The organism is Erwinia persicina, assembly GCF_019844095.1.
GTDB lineage: Bacteria > Pseudomonadota > Gammaproteobacteria > Enterobacterales > Enterobacteriaceae > Erwinia > Erwinia persicina.
Genome location: NZ_CP082141.1, coordinates 1,338,191 through 1,355,628 on the forward strand (window position 1 = coordinate 1,338,191; position 17,438 = coordinate 1,355,628).

General features: G+C 49.1%; 18 protein-coding genes. 12 read left to right on the forward strand and 6 right to left on the reverse strand.

The window, feature by feature from the left end; translation table 11 throughout:
* Positions 1-4: 4 nt before the first annotated feature.
* The 4 genes from K6L24_RS06085 (at position 5) to K6L24_RS06100 (ending at position 4,640) form a co-directional block, all read left to right on the forward strand.
* Positions 5-1,432 carry an MFS transporter gene (locus K6L24_RS06085; protein WP_222682049.1) on the forward strand — a complete coding sequence of 476 codons (1,428 nt, stop codon included), beginning with the start codon at positions 5-7 and terminating at the stop codon, positions 1,430-1,432.
* A 403-nt stretch (positions 1,433-1,835) separates the two neighbouring features.
* Positions 1,836-2,342: a P-loop nucleotide/nucleoside kinase family protein gene (locus K6L24_RS06090; protein WP_222682050.1), complete on the forward strand. Its 507-nt coding sequence runs from the start codon at positions 1,836-1,838 to the stop codon at positions 2,340-2,342.
* Positions 2,343-2,635: 293 nt separating this feature from the next.
* Positions 2,636-3,685, forward strand: a complete 1,050-nt coding sequence (locus K6L24_RS06095) for an NAD(P)/FAD-dependent oxidoreductase (protein ID WP_342393967.1) — start codon at positions 2,636-2,638, stop codon at positions 3,683-3,685.
* A 199-nt stretch (positions 3,686-3,884) separates the two neighbouring features.
* Positions 3,885-4,640, forward strand: coding sequence for an alpha/beta fold hydrolase (locus K6L24_RS06100; RefSeq protein ID WP_187509785.1), 756 nt, complete (start codon positions 3,885-3,887; stop codon positions 4,638-4,640).
* A 123-nt stretch (positions 4,641-4,763) separates the two neighbouring features.
* On the opposite strand, the gene K6L24_RS06105 is transcribed toward K6L24_RS06100, so the two are convergent.
* Positions 4,764-5,507, reverse strand: coding sequence for an SDR family oxidoreductase (locus K6L24_RS06105; protein ID WP_062749535.1), 744 nt, complete (start codon positions 5,505-5,507; stop codon positions 4,764-4,766).
* A gap of 309 nt (positions 5,508-5,816) precedes the next feature.
* On the opposite strand from K6L24_RS06105, the gene K6L24_RS06110 reads away from it, so the two are divergent.
* Positions 5,817-6,305, forward strand: coding sequence for a DinB family protein (locus tag K6L24_RS06110; protein WP_118665664.1), 489 nt, complete (start codon positions 5,817-5,819; stop codon positions 6,303-6,305).
* A 171-nt stretch (positions 6,306-6,476) separates the two neighbouring features.
* Positions 6,477-7,079, forward strand: a complete 603-nt coding sequence (locus K6L24_RS06115; protein ID WP_187509788.1) for a LysE family translocator — start codon at positions 6,477-6,479, stop codon at positions 7,077-7,079.
* Between the two features lie 248 nt (positions 7,080-7,327).
* On the opposite strand, the gene K6L24_RS06120 is transcribed toward K6L24_RS06115, so the two are convergent.
* Positions 7,328-8,566, reverse strand: coding sequence for an MFS transporter (locus K6L24_RS06120; RefSeq protein WP_118663562.1), 1,239 nt, complete (start codon positions 8,564-8,566; stop codon positions 7,328-7,330).
* A gap of 61 nt (positions 8,567-8,627) precedes the next feature.
* Between K6L24_RS06120 and K6L24_RS06125 the strand changes: the two genes are divergently transcribed.
* The gene (locus K6L24_RS06125; protein ID WP_118663563.1) at positions 8,628-9,638 is read left to right on the forward strand and encodes an AraC family transcriptional regulator; all 1,011 of its coding nucleotides are present in this window, start codon (positions 8,628-8,630) and stop codon (positions 9,636-9,638) included.
* Positions 9,639-9,833: 195 nt separating this feature from the next.
* Here K6L24_RS06125 and K6L24_RS06130 read toward each other — a convergent pair whose 3' ends face one another.
* A complete protein-coding gene (locus K6L24_RS06130; RefSeq protein ID WP_222682052.1) occupies positions 9,834-10,307 on the reverse strand; it encodes a GNAT family N-acetyltransferase in 474 nt (157 codons plus the stop codon).
* A 321-nt stretch (positions 10,308-10,628) separates the two neighbouring features.
* Between K6L24_RS06130 and K6L24_RS06135 the strand changes: the two genes are divergently transcribed.
* A complete protein-coding gene (locus tag K6L24_RS06135; protein ID WP_222682053.1) occupies positions 10,629-10,844 on the forward strand; it encodes a hypothetical protein in 216 nt (71 codons plus the stop codon).
* Positions 10,845-11,473: 629 nt separating this feature from the next.
* Positions 11,474-12,712, forward strand: coding sequence for an IS110 family RNA-guided transposase (locus K6L24_RS06140; protein ID WP_222682048.1), 1,239 nt, complete (start codon positions 11,474-11,476; stop codon positions 12,710-12,712).
* A gap of 64 nt (positions 12,713-12,776) precedes the next feature.
* On the opposite strand, the gene K6L24_RS06145 is transcribed toward K6L24_RS06140, so the two are convergent.
* The 3 genes from K6L24_RS06145 to K6L24_RS06155 all read right to left on the reverse strand — a co-directional run bounded on the left by K6L24_RS06145 (position 12,777) and on the right by K6L24_RS06155 (position 15,325).
* Complete coding sequence (locus K6L24_RS06145; protein WP_191934833.1) at positions 12,777-13,520, reverse strand: SDR family oxidoreductase; 744 nt, start codon at positions 13,518-13,520, stop codon at positions 12,777-12,779.
* Positions 13,521-13,743: 223 nt separating this feature from the next.
* Positions 13,744-14,193, reverse strand: a complete 450-nt coding sequence (locus K6L24_RS06150; RefSeq protein ID WP_425333069.1) for a GNAT family N-acetyltransferase — start codon at positions 14,191-14,193, stop codon at positions 13,744-13,746.
* A gap of 223 nt (positions 14,194-14,416) precedes the next feature.
* Positions 14,417-15,325: a LysR family transcriptional regulator gene (locus tag K6L24_RS06155; RefSeq protein ID WP_245006719.1), complete on the reverse strand. Its 909-nt coding sequence runs from the start codon at positions 15,323-15,325 to the stop codon at positions 14,417-14,419.
* A gap of 100 nt (positions 15,326-15,425) precedes the next feature.
* Between K6L24_RS06155 and K6L24_RS06160 the strand changes: the two genes are divergently transcribed.
* The 3 genes from K6L24_RS06160 (at position 15,426) to K6L24_RS06170 (ending at position 17,435) form a co-directional block, all read left to right on the forward strand.
* A complete protein-coding gene (locus K6L24_RS06160; protein WP_245006720.1) occupies positions 15,426-16,553 on the forward strand; it encodes an FAD-dependent monooxygenase in 1,128 nt (375 codons plus the stop codon).
* A gap of 311 nt (positions 16,554-16,864) precedes the next feature.
* Positions 16,865-17,116 carry a hypothetical protein gene (locus K6L24_RS06165; RefSeq protein WP_118663571.1) on the forward strand — a complete coding sequence of 84 codons (252 nt, stop codon included), beginning with the start codon at positions 16,865-16,867 and terminating at the stop codon, positions 17,114-17,116.
* Positions 17,088-17,435 carry a low molecular weight protein tyrosine phosphatase family protein gene (locus K6L24_RS06170; RefSeq protein WP_118663572.1) on the forward strand — a complete coding sequence of 116 codons (348 nt, stop codon included), beginning with the start codon at positions 17,088-17,090 and terminating at the stop codon, positions 17,433-17,435. Before K6L24_RS06165 ends, K6L24_RS06170 begins: the two co-directional genes overlap by 29 nt.
* Positions 17,436-17,438: the final 3 nt, after the last annotated feature.

Below are 17,438 nucleotides of genomic sequence, written 5' to 3' on the forward strand. Positions count from 1 at the left end.
ATTTATGGTTACTGCCTTACGGGAATCAGGTGCCCCTCGCTTTCAACACCTCAGCCTGGCTCTGCTTGCTTTCGCCCAACTCATGTACTCCCTTGATATCAATATTGTGTTTGTAGCACTGCCGGAAATTGGATCGGGACTGGGTTTTTCGGAGCACACGCTCCAGTGGGTGGTCAGTGCTTATACGGTATGCTGTGGGGGATTTTTATTGTTCGGTGGACGAGCAGCAGATCTTCTGGGGCAACGTCGTGTTTTTATCGGTGCGTTATGGCTCTACGCGCTCTCCTCACTGGCCGGAGGATTAGCGTGGAGTCCTGTCGTCATTGTCATCGCACGAGCCATACAGGGTATAGGCGCGGCATTACTTTTTCCTGCCACGCTTTCGCTTATAAACAGACTGTTCGAGGAAGGGCCGTCACGCAACCGGGCACTGGCAGTCTGGGGCGGCGCAGGCGCAAGTGGTCTTACACTGGGATCGCTCGCCGGCGGGATACTTACAGGTGTGTATGGCTGGCCGTCAGTATTTTTCGTCAATGTTTTATTGGCAGCGATTGCAATATGCGCCGCTTTTTTTGTGTTACCTAAGGACAGTGTCCAGAAAGAGCGCTGCAGCTTCGATTTACCGGGCGCTGTGACCGTCACCACAGGAGCAATTCTGCTGGTTTATGCTCTGGTTCAGGGGCCTGAAGAGGGTTGGTTGTCAGAGCATATTCTCTTATCACTGAGTCTGTCAGTGGTATTTCTGCTGGCGTTTGCCGCCATAGAATCTCGCAGTCCCGACCCATTAATGCCGGTACGATTATTCAGGAATCGAAGTCTGACAACAGGCATGGTGATCACGTTTATTTATATGGGAACCTTCGGTGCGCTGCCTTATTTTCTGACCGTTATGTTTCAGAACGTTATGGAATACAGCGCTTTGCAGACCGGCCTGGCGTTTATAGCTCCTTCGCTGGCAATTTTTGTCGGAACGCAATTCGGAGCCCGACTTGCAAATAGTCTGTCGTTACGCAACGTTTTACTCGCCGGTTTTTTAACTGGAATTGCGGGTACGCTGGCACTGGTTCCATCAGTCTATTCAGGTGCATCTTATTTAACCGTATTACCGGGACTGGTCATTTCAGGACTAGGCCAGGGAATTGTCTGGACGGCAATGTGGGTAGCTACGGGTTCAGGTGTAAAGCATGACGAGCAAGGGGTGGCTTCAGGTATGGCTTCTACAACGCTGAATGTTGGTAACGCTATTGGTATTGCTCTGTTAGTGGCTTTATCCGGAAGCGGGACCGTAAGTCTGCATCAGGTGAACTCGACAAACAGTCTCCAAAATGCCTTACAAATTGCATTTTATCTGGCTGCAGCGGGACAAATTGCAGGGATTTTTGTTTCCTGCCTGTTACCTTGCAAAGCTGCGATGATTTGCCAGCAGAAATAACCTGGCAGAAAATCAGTATCTTTTGCCGATGGCTTCAGATGAAAAGTATTAATGTGGAAGACCTGCTGTATAGCGGGTCTTTTAATTTACAGCCTGCGCTGGGAGATGCGCGAAAATTTCAACATGCTGCTGTACTGGCCTGCATGTGAACGTCCGCTCCTGGCACAAAGCGGACTGACGTCAGACAAAAGTCCGCTATGATCGAACAGCGGACTTTTTAATGTAAAAAGTTAATAAACAGGTGATTTTTATGTTATCGCCTGTTAGCCTGGGCAAATGACAGCAACCGGCTCAGTACAATCTCACCCATTCATTATCATCACCTCTAATTCTTAGGTGGGATAACGTTCGCCATTTCCCGCCGGTAAGGTGGGCCTTACCGGAACAAACCTGTGAGGTAAAAATGGACTTCGATACAGTGGCAACTTCAGTAAAACCTACCCTGCATCTTTTATGCGGAAAAATTGCATCAGGCAAATCCACATTATCTGCAAAATTAGGTGCTTTACCTGGCTCCGTAATTGTTAGTGAAGACGACTGGCTGGTTACGCTCTATGCAAATGGAATGCAATCAGTGGCGGACTATATTCAGTGTTCCTCAAAGCTCAGAAGCGCTATGAAGCCCCACCTGGTGGCACTACTCAACGCGGGTTTATCCGTTGTTCTAGATTTCCCGGCAAACACACGGACACAGCGTGAATGGATGATGAGTATCATTAAGGAGTCAGGTGCTGATAATCGTCTGCATTATTTGAACGTATCTGATGAAGTCTGTAGAGCCCGGTTACACGCCCGTAACGCAGAAGGTGCGCACGACTTTGCAGCTACAGATCAACAGTTCGATATCATAACGAGTTATTTCTCAGAACCCACAGTTGACGAAGGTTTTGATATTATCGAATACCTCTAAATGCATCATCCGCGTTTAAGCTGACATCGAGCAGCTTTTTTCTTTTCCGAACATTGAGCGCACTTATGATGCCATAACTTAGACAACGTCCGCTCCTGGCACACAGCGGACTAACAAGAAGGCCGATGTCCGCTTTGAGCGAAAAGCGAACTTCTAAACAAAGCATATAAAGCTGCTGTCTTGACGAGTTTTGGCCATGCGTTTTGCAATTCTGGCAGGTTGACCGTAACAAATAACCTTTGCATCATGGCATGGAGATGTTTCCCACTCAGGAGAAGGTTACAGTGGTGAGTATGAAAAAAAGGATCGTCATCGTGGGTGCCGGAATCACTGGTGCTTCAATCGCATGGCATCTTGACCACCTTGAATTTGACGTCACTGTTATTGAGCAAAATATGCCTGCATCAGGGGCGACCGGCAGCGCGTTCGGCTGGTTGACCGGCGTGGTGTGTGATGATGCGCCTGATGTGCTTCTCCGGCGCGCCGCACTTGAGGACTGGCACAGGCTTGAAGAACAAATTCCGGAGCTTCAGATTAACTGGGGGGGGTCATTAAAATACGGCGCAACGTCTCAGGCCTGCCTACCTGAAGAACGCCTACTCGACACAGCCGAAATAGCCAGTCTTGAGCCTGCGTTGGTACTTCCTCCCTCAGAAGCCCGTTATGCTGCAAAAGATGGGGCCATCGATGCCATAGAAGCGACACGTATATTACTGGATAAGGCCTGCGGAAAGGGGGTGGTAGTGCAAAACCAAACGACCGTTGAGGGTTTTTGCATGACCAATGGCAAGGTGACAGGTGTTCTGACCTCTCAGGGGCAACTGGAGGCGGATTGCGTTGTGCTGGCCTGTGGAACGGGTATTCCCGCTCTGACTAAGCTGATGGGTACCCCTGTTCCGGTTCTGGCATCACCTGCTGTATTGCTACGTTTTGCAGCACCCCGGTGCGTAGTCAAAACTCTCATCGCAGGTGATGATATAGAGGTTCGACATTGCCGTAACGGGGATTTGCTAGCAGCTGAGGATTACCCGGCAAACGGCAGCGTCAGAGAAACTGTTATCGCTGCTCAGGCCTTAATAAGAAGCCGGCTCAGGGGCGCAGAGTCGGCTTCTCTCACCCAATACTCAATAGGAGAACGCCCTGTTCCGCAGGATGAGTATCCAGTTCTTGGCTTCACTGATGAGAGCGAGGGCGTCTATGTCGCAGTTATGCACCCAGCTGTTACTTGCGCAGCTGCGATCGGCAGGCTGGTTTCTGAAGAATTACGCAACGGTAAGAACGATGAGATCCCGGAGATTTACCGTCTCTCTCGCTTCGGAAATAAGCCTTTACAGCAAAGTTAATATGTTGATAAGCACTAATCTGTGACCTGTTTATTAGCGTCCGGAATGTTATTTAAGTCCAACTCAGGCACAACTCGGACGAACCCCAGACTCATGAGGTCCGTTTTGAGCGATAAGCGGAAGTTATACGATTAGTCGTTGAGTTGCTTGTCTAGAGACGTGTATGCTTTCTGTCCACTCTAAATTTAAAGGGACACATATGCCATATACGTCAGGGTCACCACAATTGTCATATATTGCAGAGGGGAAAGGCCCACTAGTTATAATGCTTCACGGTCTTCTAATGGACGGAAAATCTTGGCGAAATAATGGATTAATCTCCTTATTTAGTCCATTTTTCCACGTTGTTTGTCCGGACCTTTTAGGCCACGGCGAAAGCGAAAAGCCGCCAGCGTCAGAATTATATACCTTAAAAAAACAGGCATTATCCATTGTGAAAATTATGGATGAGCTAGCTTATGAGAAAGCGCATATAATAGGTTATTCCTCTGGTGCATGGGTAGCATTAGGATTACTAAACCACCATCCGGAACGGCTGGATTCTGTCGTTTTAGGCGGATGGGACTTAAAGAATGGTCTTCCGGAAACGCCTGACGGCAAACTTAGTTTCGACATGTTTATGTCCTATGCAAGAAGCACAGCACCTGAGCTTACCTCTGGGCTTACGCTGGACGATCAAGAAAGTGCCAGATGCTTTTTCAATGAATTAAGAAAATACTCTGAAAAAAAAGAAGCTTTATTTCCATATAAGACACCAATTCTACTTTGGGCCGGTGCCAACGACCCTTATTACTCACCTATGACTGAGATAGCGGAACAATATGGTTTATTGATGACCCTTGGGAAGGGGGATCATTTGACTGAATTTAACAAGCCTGACAAAGCATCAATAAATGAAATTTTTAAATTTATTGAAACGCAAGAAGGTTCAATGTCATCTGTCACTTGTTCATAAAATAATAAATCACGGTAGCTGGGATGATGTCCGCTTCTGGCACAAAGCGGACAGCCTGAAGGGTCGCGAGGTTTGCTGTGAGCGAGAAGGTGACGTTGAGCAGAATGCTCAACGTCACCCAGTTTAGCGCCTGGCGTTAAGATCTTCGCGAGTTGGACCTTGAAAGTAGATGCTGCTTATATGGCAACTATGCGGTTGTGTCAGCACAAAACGAATCGTTTCCCAGACCGATCGTCCGTTCATTAAACGTTCTCCCATTCTGGATTGACTATCGACAGACGTATCTAACCCTGTAAATTCGAAATCCGGAGGGTACAACCCGGTAACGCGGATATTTTCTTCAGATAACTGCTGTGCCAGTTTAGTTGTAAACCCGCTAAGCCCGTGTTTACTGGCGAAAAAGGCTGGGTGCGCAATAGAATCCGTAAAATTGGGGACCCCACATGAAGATATAATTGAGACAATATCAGCATTTTCTGAACGTCTTAACCCAGGCAGCAGAGCCTGAGTCAGGAGAATCGAACCTGTCAGGCCTGAATTAACGGTATTAATAATTTCTATATCAGGCTGATCGTCTAATCTCCCTGACAACCACTGAGCAGCATTCAGGATTAAAATGTCTACAGGCTTGTCTGAAGCTAACAACTGCGCAGAAAACTGAGAAAGAGATTCAGGCCGGGTTAAATCACAGATATACCCTTTTGCAATGCCGCTTTCAGCAGTGATGATGTTGCAGGTTTTTTGAATATCTTCAGCCCGCCGTGCGCAAAATTCCACCTCGACGCCCTCTCGTGCCAGCCACACACACAGCGCCTGGCCAAATCCCCCGCCTCCGCCGGTAATAACAGCTCTTTTACCTCTCAGCATCTTCATTCTTCCTTTTCATGATGACTATGTGTGTAAGTAGATATACATGAGGCAGTTAAGTGACATCTTTCAGTTAGTGCCCTTTTTACATGAGGAACAGAAATAAGCTGCACTGCAAACTGTTTAAGCGTGACTCAGGGGATGAGCAACGTGCGCTTCTGGCACAGAGCAGACATACGCTTAAGGGATGTCCGCATAGAGTGAGGAGCGGACGCGCCCCGTTCAAAATGTTGCCTTTAAAAAATGAAACTCTGCCAAGAAAAGTGCGTTATTGATATGCTATCGGTACAGGTCAATCTGGAGAAAATTATGGCAAAGGACACAATAGTTACACTGTTGAAGTACAAGCGTTGGATTGATTCCGAAACTCTAAAAACCATTAAACTTATCGACGAATTCGCTTATGCAGAAAAACGTCACCTGATGCTAAGGCTGATGAATCATATTCATGTCGTAGACATGATTTTCAGAGCAAATATTTCGGGCCAGCAGCACGGTTACACGGCGTTAAATACCCCAGAAACACCGTCTGTAGATGAGCTTGAAATTAAAATGGCTGGCGCTGCGGATTGGTATATCCAGCATATTAACTCAATGACTTCAGCTGATCTCGGAGAAACCATTAAGTTCAGTTTTGTGGACGGAGGTAACGGAGAGATGACAGCTGCGGAGATGCTAAATCACATGCTTTTTCATGGAACCTACCATCGAGGAGCCGTAGGCTGGTTAATTACAGAATGTGGGGGTGTTGCTCCCAAGGATGTGCTGACAGTCTTCCTAAGGGACCATAATCACTGACAGTGAGCCTTCATCTACTACTCATATACCCAGCGGCTTCGACAGCCGCTGTGAGCGAGGAGCGGATCTTTCGTGGCAAGCAGCTATATATTCCAATGGCGTTTAACATCATTTTCTGGCGAAGCGCCTTGACTGGCAATCAGGCAGAGCATCAATTAATATCCAAAATCTATGGAAATAAACCTTTTTGGCTTTATGCCAGCACTACTCCCTGTTGCACTGTCTCCCGGAGCAAGCTTCACGCTTGTTATGAATGGCGCTCTGGCAGGCGGTTACAGAGGACTGTTCAGAACGCTTGCCGGCACAGCGTTGGGCATATACACACATGCGGTTCTCATCGGACTAGGTATAACCGCTGTGATCATCTCGTCTCCAGCAACTTTTGCGGTGTTGAAAGTTTTCGGAACCGCCTATCTGCTCTGGTTAGGAGCAATGCTTATCCGCAGTGGGATAAGGTCAAATGCCGGTGGACTGACTGATACGAAACATTCGGTGACGTTAAGAGAGGCCTGGATAGCTAATATTTTGAATCCTAAAGCCATCATTTTTTATCTGACAGTCGTTTCGCAGTTCGCAGGGAGACAGGGAGGCGTTTACAACTATCTGACATTGGCAACAGTCCATGTCGTGGTCATGAGCGTTTGGCTTTTTGCTGTTACTCAAGCACTTATATTTTCAGTAAAAAAAACTAACCCATTGATGCTCAAAAAATACGTCAACATTGCCGGCGGGGTGTTGCTCATTGCTTTTTCTCTGCACAGCCTGACCCAGTAACTCATCACCTTTAGCGAGGATGTCCGCTGCTGGTACATACCCGACTGGCAGGCAATGCAAGGCCCGCCTGGAGCAGGCCCGGCATTGAGCCATTCGGGATGCAGGTAGCAATGATCGCGTCGATTATTCGATGCTACGTTGCGAACCCATCTTGACCTGATTTTTTACCGTAGTGAACTCTCAGTCAGGTTGATTTACAGCGCGCCGTTCCGGCAACGGTGCCATTCTGTGGGCTACCGAACCTTAAGCTAAAAGTGTGTTGCCGGGCTGTCGGGCTGGCCATGCTGTGGCAGTTCTACCCGAACCTTGACGGCAATGAAAAGCGCAGCGAGCAACATCATGCCACCGGCGGTAAGAAAAACGCCCGCTACGCCACTGAATCCAAACATCAGCCCGCCTACAGCAGCGCCGGCAGCGATTGAGGATTGTACGGATGCGACCACCATGCCTCCTGCCGTTTCTGCCTGATCCGGCACCGCTCGCGCCACCCAGTTAGACCAGGCGACGGGAACACCACCAAACGCCAGACCCCACAGCACGATCAGGAATATCATTCCGGTCATCTGCACGGGAAGCCAGATCATGAACAATGCCGCTACGCCGACTGTTGCAGGCATCAACACCAGGGTGGCTCGCAGGCTGCGCTCCATCAGCCATCCGGCCAGTAGCGTTCCCACAAAATTGGCTGCACCGAACCCAAGCAGTATTAAAGACAAACCATTCACGTCACTGTGGGTAACGCTTTCAAGAGCCGGGCGAATATAGGTAAACAGCGCGTACTGTCCAGTGTGGGCAAGCACACATCCCATCATTCCCGGGGCAATACCGGGTCGTCGGAGTAACTCTGTTACCGATGCGGTTCGTACCGTTTTGCGTGCCGCCATACGCGGCAGAGTGAATAACTGGACGATGAGTGTCAGCACACCCACTGCCGTTGCTGCCACGAAGGCGCTGCGCCACCCGTAAAGCCCCCCCAGGTAAGTGCCCAGCGGCACCGAAACCACGGTGCCCACGGCAATGCCGCTGAAGATAAAGGATAACGCGCGCGGAACGAGCCTGGCGGGAACCAGCCGCATGGCAACGGCAGCGGCCATACTCCAGAACCCCCCCAGAGCGATGCCCAGCAGTATTCGCATAATTAACAAAACGGTCAGGCTTGAGGAACATGCCACGAGCAGATTGGAGGCAATCATCAGTCCTGTGAAACTCAACAGGACGGCCCTTCTGTCAAACCGGCGAGTCAGGCCGGGCACGAGCAGGCCGGCAAACAGGGCCACGACTGCCGTCACGGTCACCGCCTGGCCAGCAAGCGCTTCCGACACCCGCAGGTCAGCGGCCATAGGCGTCAGCAGACTGGCAGGGAGGTACTCTGCCGTCAGCAAACCAAATACGCCCATTGCCAGGGAAAATACAGCGGTCCATGCGGCTCCCGCCGGCTCATCTTCATTTGCAGACGCGGGTACAGCACTATTTACATCATTGCTCATCTTCTCTATCCCAGGGTAATTATCACAGCGGAAAGCCTAGCGTCGATTGGCAGGACGATCTATGATGCTGAATCTTGATGTTATGCCCGAAACACCTAAAATGACTGATAAAGAACAAACCGCTCTGTCGTCCGAACTGATAAGTGAACTGTTGACGGGCATGCGCCTGCGCGGTGTCCAGTATCGCCGTATCCAGACCGGCCCTTCTTTCGGGCTGGGGTTTGATGACAGGCCGGGACACGCTTATTTTCATTATCTGGCCGCTGGCACGGCTTTCTTACGTACAAATGACGGCGCGCTTCACCAACTGACGGCTGGCAATGCTGTGTTCATGCCTCAGGGAGGAGCGCATCAGCTGCTCTCAGATCCCCGTGCGGTGTTTCAGCCTATCGACAATTTCGCTACAGCTCCCCTCGGGGAAGCCGTAAGCGGGGTGGATACCTGCCCCAGTACGCACCCGATCCCAAGCGCAGTGCTTTTTTACGGTTGCATGGCGTTCGATTTCGGCGGCATGCACAGGCTCGGTAAACTGATGCCGCAGGTCATCGTGGCGAATACCGATCAGCCGCGTTATCCGGGTCTGGTGTCAATTCTGTATGCCATGAAAAGCGAAATATGCTCAGGACGCATCGGCTTTGCCGGCATTCTGGCTCGTCTTGCCGAGGTCGCGGCCGCGATGATGGTACGTGGATGGGTTGAATGTGGCTGTGAATCTGCATCTGGCCTTTTTGCGGCCCTGCGGGATCCGCGCCTTGCCCGGGCCATACTGGCTATACACCGTCAGCCCGGCAAAGAGTGGACTGTTGCTGAACTGGCAGCGGAATCGCATGTATCGCGTTCTGTTTTTGCCGATCGCTTTAAAACGACCATTGGCGTGCCGCCGCTGCGCTATGCAACGGAGTTTCGTATGCGTCTCGCCAGTCAGTGGCTCAGCCAGGATAAGCTATCGATCGACACGGTAGCCCAGCGTCTGGGCTATACCTCTCAGGCCGCGTTCAGTCGGGCTTTCAAGCGTATCAACGGCCAGCCGCCGGGAGCCAGTCGCAGCGGCGTAATGAAGAATACGCCCTGAATCGTCAGGCCACGTCTCAGAGGCCGGTGTATCAGCCGGTTGAAGCACCGGCGAACTGGGCTTGTACAAGGCTGACTCTGGAGGGGATACCCTCTGCTATGAGCGAGGAGCGGACGTCGATATTTGAATCTTTTAAGATCTACCCGCTGTGCTAACTGGATATATTGAACATTGCGATCAGGCAGCGAACCACTATCATTGGAGTTTTATAGACATTTCCATACAGCGCAGTTCAGCCTGTGCAAGCGCGGATGGATACATGCTTTCCCGCACTAGTATGAAACCATGCTTCTCATAAAAAGCTTGGGCGTTCGGAGTTGAAGATAAAGTTAATTGCTCAAATCCACGCTCACGAGCTTCACTTTTGATGGCTTCAATAATCTGACTACCAAACCCTTTGCCTGTATATTGAGGTAACGTAAAAACAGCCTCAACACTGCCTGAAGAAAGATCGAGAAAGCCTGTTGCTACCGGCCTGTTATCTGAGCCATCAATAACAAAAAAAGGATTCGCTACAATGACCTCCCTGTAGCTTTCAGGCATTTTTTCCGGTGTCCAGGCTGCAATAACCGCATCGTCGTAGCTGTTCTTACATCCGTAACGTATAGCCTGGTTTCGAATGTTCCAGCATTCTACTGCCTCCACAGGCAGAGCAAATCTGATCTTCATAGCTTCTCCTTGGGCCTTTTCTTCTGCTAACCCTTACATTTACCATAAGAGTTCTAAAGCATACCCATCGAATTTGCGTGAGGCGACAACGCCAGCGCCTGGCACAAAGCGGGCATTGATGACTGGCATACCTGGGCGGGACAAATGCAGTAATGGACAAAACCGTAATTCTGTCCAGTGAACCACTCTTAAGGAAATCTTGACCAGACATAACCACTTCCATGCAGATCAGAGCCATTACAGCAAAATCTGCGCCACCCTGGACAGGCCGCACAATTTGCTCTTAATGGTGAGCGCGAATCACAGGGAAAGGATGCAAAAATGTTATCAAGTATTGATTTTAATGGACTAGGTGAGGCTGTTCTCTTCCATGCCGCTGTATTAATTATCGCCGCCGCTAGCCTGATTAGCGGCTTGCTGCACTATCAAAGCGGCATCGGTAAACTGCTCATACTGATTTCGGCGGTATTGGGCCTGTATCTGGTGATGGTTTTTAAATTTTACTGGAACCCGTCCTGGGATTTCTGGGACAGATAGTTCCGGCCCTCTCAGCGTTGACCTTCTCCACCCTCTGGACAGACAGCCCATTCTGTCCAACAACATAAGGACATGTGCATTGGAATATAAAGTATTAGCCGTCGCATGCATGATTTTCATCATGGCTATATGGATGCTGCTACACGGAATCAGGGGTTATCAGGCCGGTTTGATTATAGAACACGGAAAGGCACCCCGGAGAAAGACTACTATTATCGTGGCGATATCGGATTTTATGTAAATGTGTTCTTCTACATCGCTGGCGGGACATTTTCAGTAGGATTCTCTGCCTGGCTAATGATGACAGGGTTAGGCTACTGGTGATCCGCCTTTAATTCCCCGCGCACCTGGACAGACAGCCATTTCTGACCAAGAAGTAACTGACTGGCAGCTTTGAGCGAGATATAGTCATTTGGACCCTGAGAATTACACTTTTAAGTGATTCAGGGTATGCGCTTACGGGTTACGAATATTGAGCGAGAATCATGTGATGATCGCCGCTTTTCTTTCGAACCAGTAGGTGCTCCACGTTCGCTAACGAATACTCAGGGCATGCAGATAAACTGCTGGCTATATTTCTTTCGAAGAGCGTGGAATGCATACCAATCCCCGATAAAAAGGAGTTGGTGATGACTGTGACTAATCAGTTTGCTGCGCACGTTGGTCTGGACTGGGCAGATAAAAAACATGATGTCTGTGTTCAGTTTAAAAACGGTGAACGCGTATTCCATGTAATTGAACATACAGCAGAAGCGCTTGATGCCTGGCTTACTGAGTTACACCAGAAGGTAAAAGGCAGGATCGCTATAGCTCTCGAGCTGAAGAAGGGACCCGTGGTATATGCTCTTCAAAAATATCCCTTTATCACCGTTTTCCCCGTCCACGCTTTGTCACTGGCTCGTTACCGGCAAGCCTTCTCTCCCAGCGGCGCTAAAGATGACCCGCAGGATGCCGAGCTGGCATTAGAGTTAATGCTGCGTTATCCCCAAAAGATAAAAGCTATTGAACCCGACAATGCGGATATCCGGTTACTCCAGCAACTGGTTGAGCAACGTCGTCAACTGGTTGAAGATAAACGACGCTTTGTGAACCGGATAATCAACACGCTTAAACAGTATTATCCTCAGCCCCTGGAGTGGTTCTCACATCGGGGTAGCTTACTGTTGTGTGAACTGATTATACGGTGGCCCAGTCTGCAACAACTTAAACGAGCCAGGCGCGAGACGATCCGCAACTTTCTGAATGCCAAAGGCGGTCGCGCAATGGCCCTTACCGAGCAGCGTGTTGTAAGTATTGATAACGCGATCCCATTGACGACAGACTCGAGTGTTATAGAGGCTAATGCTTTGATGGCAACAGCACTGGCGACACAAATTAAAGTCGTGAGTGAAATCATAAAAACCTATGACGAACGAATCGAAGCGCTGTTTGACACATTGCCAGATGCGGGGCTGTTCAAATCACTTCCAGGCATGGGGCCGTGTATGGGCCCAAGAATGCTTGCTGCACTTGGTGATAACCGTGACCGGTTTAATAGCGCTGAAGAAATTCAAAGCTACGCAGGTATTGCACCGGTGACAGAAAGAAGTGGCCAGAAATGCTGGGTTCACTGGAGATGGCAGTGTGCCAAGTTCGTCAGGCAGACCTTCGTTGAATGGGCTGCCAAAACGGTTAACTCATCATACTGGGCCAGACTTTATTATCAGGGACTGCGAGAAAAAGGAAAATCTCACCAGTCTGCAATCCGGGCTCTGGCATTCAAATGGATAAGGATCATTTACCGCTGCTGGAAGACCAGAACCCAGTACGATGAGGCGAAGTATTTGCTGGCTCTCGAAGCGCGACACTCGCCCTTACTGAAGCCATAAAAAGCTTGTCGAATGTCTCAGGGCGTGAAGCGGACGTTGAGCAGAATGCTCACCGTCCCCCAGTTTAGCGCCTGGCGTTAAGATCTTCGCGAGTTGGACCTTGAAAGTAGATGCTGCTTATATGGCAACTATGCGGTTGTGTCAGCACAAAACGAATCGTTTCCCAGACCGATCGTCCGTTCATTAAACGTTCTCCCATTCTGGATTGACTATCGACAGACGTATCTAACCCTGTAAATTCGAAATCCGGAGGGTACAACCCGGTAACGCGGATATTTTCTTCAGATAACTGCTGTGCCAGTTTAGTTGTAAACCCGCTAAGCCCGTGTTTACTGGCGAAAAAGGCTGGGTGCGCAATAGAATCCGTAAAGTTGGGGACCCCACACGAAGATATAATTGAGACAATATCAGCATTTTCTGAACGTCTTAACCCCGGCAGTAGAGCCTGAGTCAGGAGAATCGAACCTGTCAGGCCTGAATTGACGGTATTAATAATTTCTATATCAGGCTGATCGTCTAATCTCCCTGATAACCACTGAGCAGCATTCAGGATTAAAATGTCTATAGGCTTGTCTGAAGCTAACAGCTGTGAAGAAAACTGAGAAAGGGATTCAGGCCGGGTTAAATCACAGATATACCCTTTTGCAATGCCGCTTTCAGCAGTGATGATGTTGCAGGTTTTTTGAATATCTTCAGCCCGCCGTGCGCAAAATTCCACCTCGACGCCCTCTCGTGCCAGCCACACGCACAGCGCCTGGCCAAATCCCCCACCTCCGCCGGTAATAACCGCTCTTTTACCTCTCAGCATCTTCATTCTTCCTTTTCCTGATGACTTTGTGTGTAAGTAGATATACATGAGGAAGTTAAGTGACATCTTTCAGTTAATGCCCTTTTTACATGAGGAACAGAAATAAGCTGCACTGCAAACTGTTTAAGCGTGACTCAGGGGATGAGCAACGTGCGCTTCTGGCACAGAGTGGTTATCTACACCCTGCAGGTTTCACCGCAAGTCGAATCGTCAGCGCATGAGTCTAACCGGTAGAGCCGCCAGTTTCTGCCGAACTGCCGGAAGCCAGCTTGCTCAGGCGTTCACCCTGGAGATAATAATTCACAATACCGTCATTTATTCTGCCCCCTAAAGACTGATAAAAACGATTTGCTCCGGGGTTTGATTTCTCGGCGTTCCAACTGAGGCTAAGACACTCCTGTTCAAGAGCGAGTTTCGCAACAAAGCGCATGATGGATTTCCCTGTGCCTTGACCTCTGTTGTCCTGAGAGACATAAAGCTCTTTAATGTGCAGCTGGCCACTGTATCGGGGAGAAGGGTAGAGAATACTGCAGCACGCCAGCCCAACGATGTGAGCATCGCAGCGAGCCCTGAGTACCAGAGTCCCGGAGAGCTGACTGAACAGTCGATTGCGGAGGTAATTCTTTAACAGTGATTCCTGAATGATGCCCTTGCCATAATAGTGCTCTTCCATTTCGGTAAAAATTTTCACCATGGATTCCCATTCTTCTGGCGGACACCGTTCTACCGTTATTTCCATATTTACTCCTTTCAGCTAACTACACGCCAAGGCCGGGGCAAGTTGCTCTTACATAGCAGCTCTAAGCATTCCGGCCCGGCTGCCGGGTTAGCTTCGCCGATCCGTCAGAAGCGGCGTTACTTTTCACTTCGTCCAGGATACTGGATTGCTGAGTCATTCATGTTCCTTTCTTACTGCGTATATCTAATTGAGCAATAGCCTCTTGCAGGTGTTCCAGAAACGCCTTCACTTTCACCTGTAGGTATTTTCTGCCGGAATAGAGCGCGTACAGCACCAAATCCTCGGGTTCGCGGTTACAGTTAATTTTAACAAGGGAGCCGTTATTGATTTCTGATTCACAGGCATGGAGAGGCAAAATGGCGAAACCAAGTCCTTTTAATGCAGCGGCCTTGGCCATCTGTCCACTGTTCACCTTATAGCTGGACTGTACCTGGACGCTTTGGTTTTGTTTAAATCTCCAGGGCATTCCCTGGAGTACCGACATACTCGTAATGCAGGGGGTTTTGGTGAGCTCATCCACCGATTGTGGTGAGGGGTGACGTTCCAGAAGTTCTGGTGCAGCTACCACACCACTCGGCCAACGCAGAATTTCCCTGGCTACCCAGCAAGAATCTTCCAGTGGTCCACGTCCAAAGCGTAATATCAGATCGAATCCATCCAGTAGGCCCTCTGTTGGATCCAATTGTGTGTCACAACTGAGCTGTATGTGTGGATGCTTGATGCAGAAGTCAGCCAGAATATCTGCCATGAATGGAAGGTCTGGTGTAATGATCTTCAGGTGACCTGATAGTGAATCACCAAACAGTGCGACTTCTTGCAGTGCATGATCCAAAGCGTGCGTGAGCGGCGTAATGGATTGATACAGCATTCTACCGGCTGCGGTTGGCATTATCTTACGCGTCGTACGCTCCAGTAGCCGCAGATGAAGTTGCTGTTCAAGTAAAGCGACATGTCTACTGACATTGGACGATGGCAACTGAAGCTGCTCTGACGCGAGCTTAAAACTCAGCTTTTCATAAACCACCTGAAAGCTGATAAGCCACTGCAATTCACATTTTTCAATCATTAATTATCCCAAAAAATGAGATTAATAAAGCTATAACTCTATATTTATCATTAATCAGGTGGTCATTACAATTTTCGTTAAGTTTCATAACAGGAAAATAATGATGACCAGGCCTAAGAAAATTGCCATCGTAGGTGCCGGCGTTGCTGGAATGGCACTTGCAATACTCGCGACCCAACAGGGCCATCAGGTTAGCCTGTTTGAGCGTGGCAGCAACGTCTCTTACATGGGAGCTGGCGTAACTTTATGGCCCAATGCCATGTTCGTCATGCAGAAGATGGGGCTGGACGAAAAGGTCAAGCATGTAGGTGGTACACCGTTCATGATGCGGCAGTTTGATCGGAATGGTTACCTTCAGACGCAGTTCGATATTTTAGCAGTGAATTCACTTTGCGGTTTTCCGAGTGTGACCGTGTTACGGCGTGAACTGATGCACTTACTGGCCGCCAGGTTAGAGAGCCTGGGCAGGGAGATTAAATTCAATTGTTCAGTCACTACTGCGGACGTCAGGAAGTTGAGCCTGGCGTTTGATTTAGTCGTCGGCGCTGACGGGCGAATGAATTCAGTCGTTCGTCAGTCATTACATGGGGACAAAGAAACGCCTCGTTATCATGGTTTCGTGAACGTAATAGGAGTGGGAAGGCAACAAGAGGGTGCATCGAACAACGCTATTGATGACTTTCGCGGGCAGGGTGAGCGTTTTGGTATCGTCCCGGTGAAGGACCGGTTGTGCTATTGGGCAGGAGCGTGGAACGCTCCTGTGGACAATGAACGTCCTCGGGCACATTGGTACAATGAGTTGCATCAGCATTTTCGAGACTGGCCTGATCCTGTGCAGAACTTGTTGCTGTCATGTGATAGTGCATCTGTTAAGGGCATTTTCGTGCATGACATTGATCCTCTTCCCTTTTGGCATCAAGACAATGTTGTAATCATCGGGGATGCGGCTCATGCTTCCTTGCCGACATCCGGGCAGGGAGCCTGTCAGGCGCTGGAAGACGCATGGCACCTGACTTGTTTACTGAAGGAGACAGATGATTTGGAAATGGCTCTGCAAGGCTTTTACCAACAGAGACATATCAAAACCTCAGCAGCGCAGTGGGTTGGAAGACAATTCGCTAAAAAAATTTTTTCTGAGCAGCCTGAACCACTGCTACCTGCATCCACTATTTCCGCAGCAGAACTCAGTCGGTTCTGGATGCAGGGTTTAAAGCATGTAGCCTTCTGAAACCAGGTGATAAGAATGCGGTATGACTGTCTGTCAGATGAATACTGACTGGTGCGATGTTATTACCTGATAACGTCCGCTTCTGACACACCGCTGAAGTTAATGTCAGGTATTAATGAGAATAACATTTGTACCTGACTGGATGCCGCAGCAAGGCTGAAGAGGGACAAGCTTCTCATCAGATAAGAAAGTTAAACACTCTCAACCACTAATCGGGGTGCCTATTGTCCCTGAAAACGTTATAATTACTGAGTTTGTTCTCTCCGTATTATCGCGGCTGCTAACCCCGATCATTCTTTGAGAGAGAAATTATGCAAACGATCCGCACCCGAGGCTGGCGCAAGGCGCAAAAGCAACGCAATAAGTCTCGAGATATTCACAATGCTTTATTAACTTTTCGTGGCGAAAAAAACTGGAAGATGCTTTATACGCGGTCAGATAAATTGCTGCGTGCCGCACAACTAGGGCTTGAGTATCCACGTATTACTAACCAACAGCTTGCCTCACGAGGTCTGGAAGAGTACCAGGTTTCTGATGAATATACTTTTTATATGCAGTCGTAATCAATGGCGCAGCCCCACGGCGGAACAGGTGTTCCGCCGTCATCCCAACCTTGCCGTGCGCTCTGCTGGCACAAGTCGGAATGCTAAAAAAAAGGTGTCTGCTGATCTGCTTCAGTGGGCCGATGTTATCTGCGTTATGGAAGAGAAGCATAAGAATCGTCTGGTGGCAGAATATGGCCGAATCATTGCTTTTAAGCCGCTACATATCCTGGATATCCCCGACGATTATCTCTTTATGGATCCCAGGCTGATAGCCATACTGAAAGAGACCGTGCCGGCAATGCTGAAACTCACCGTTCAGGGAACGGATAGCCATTAACCC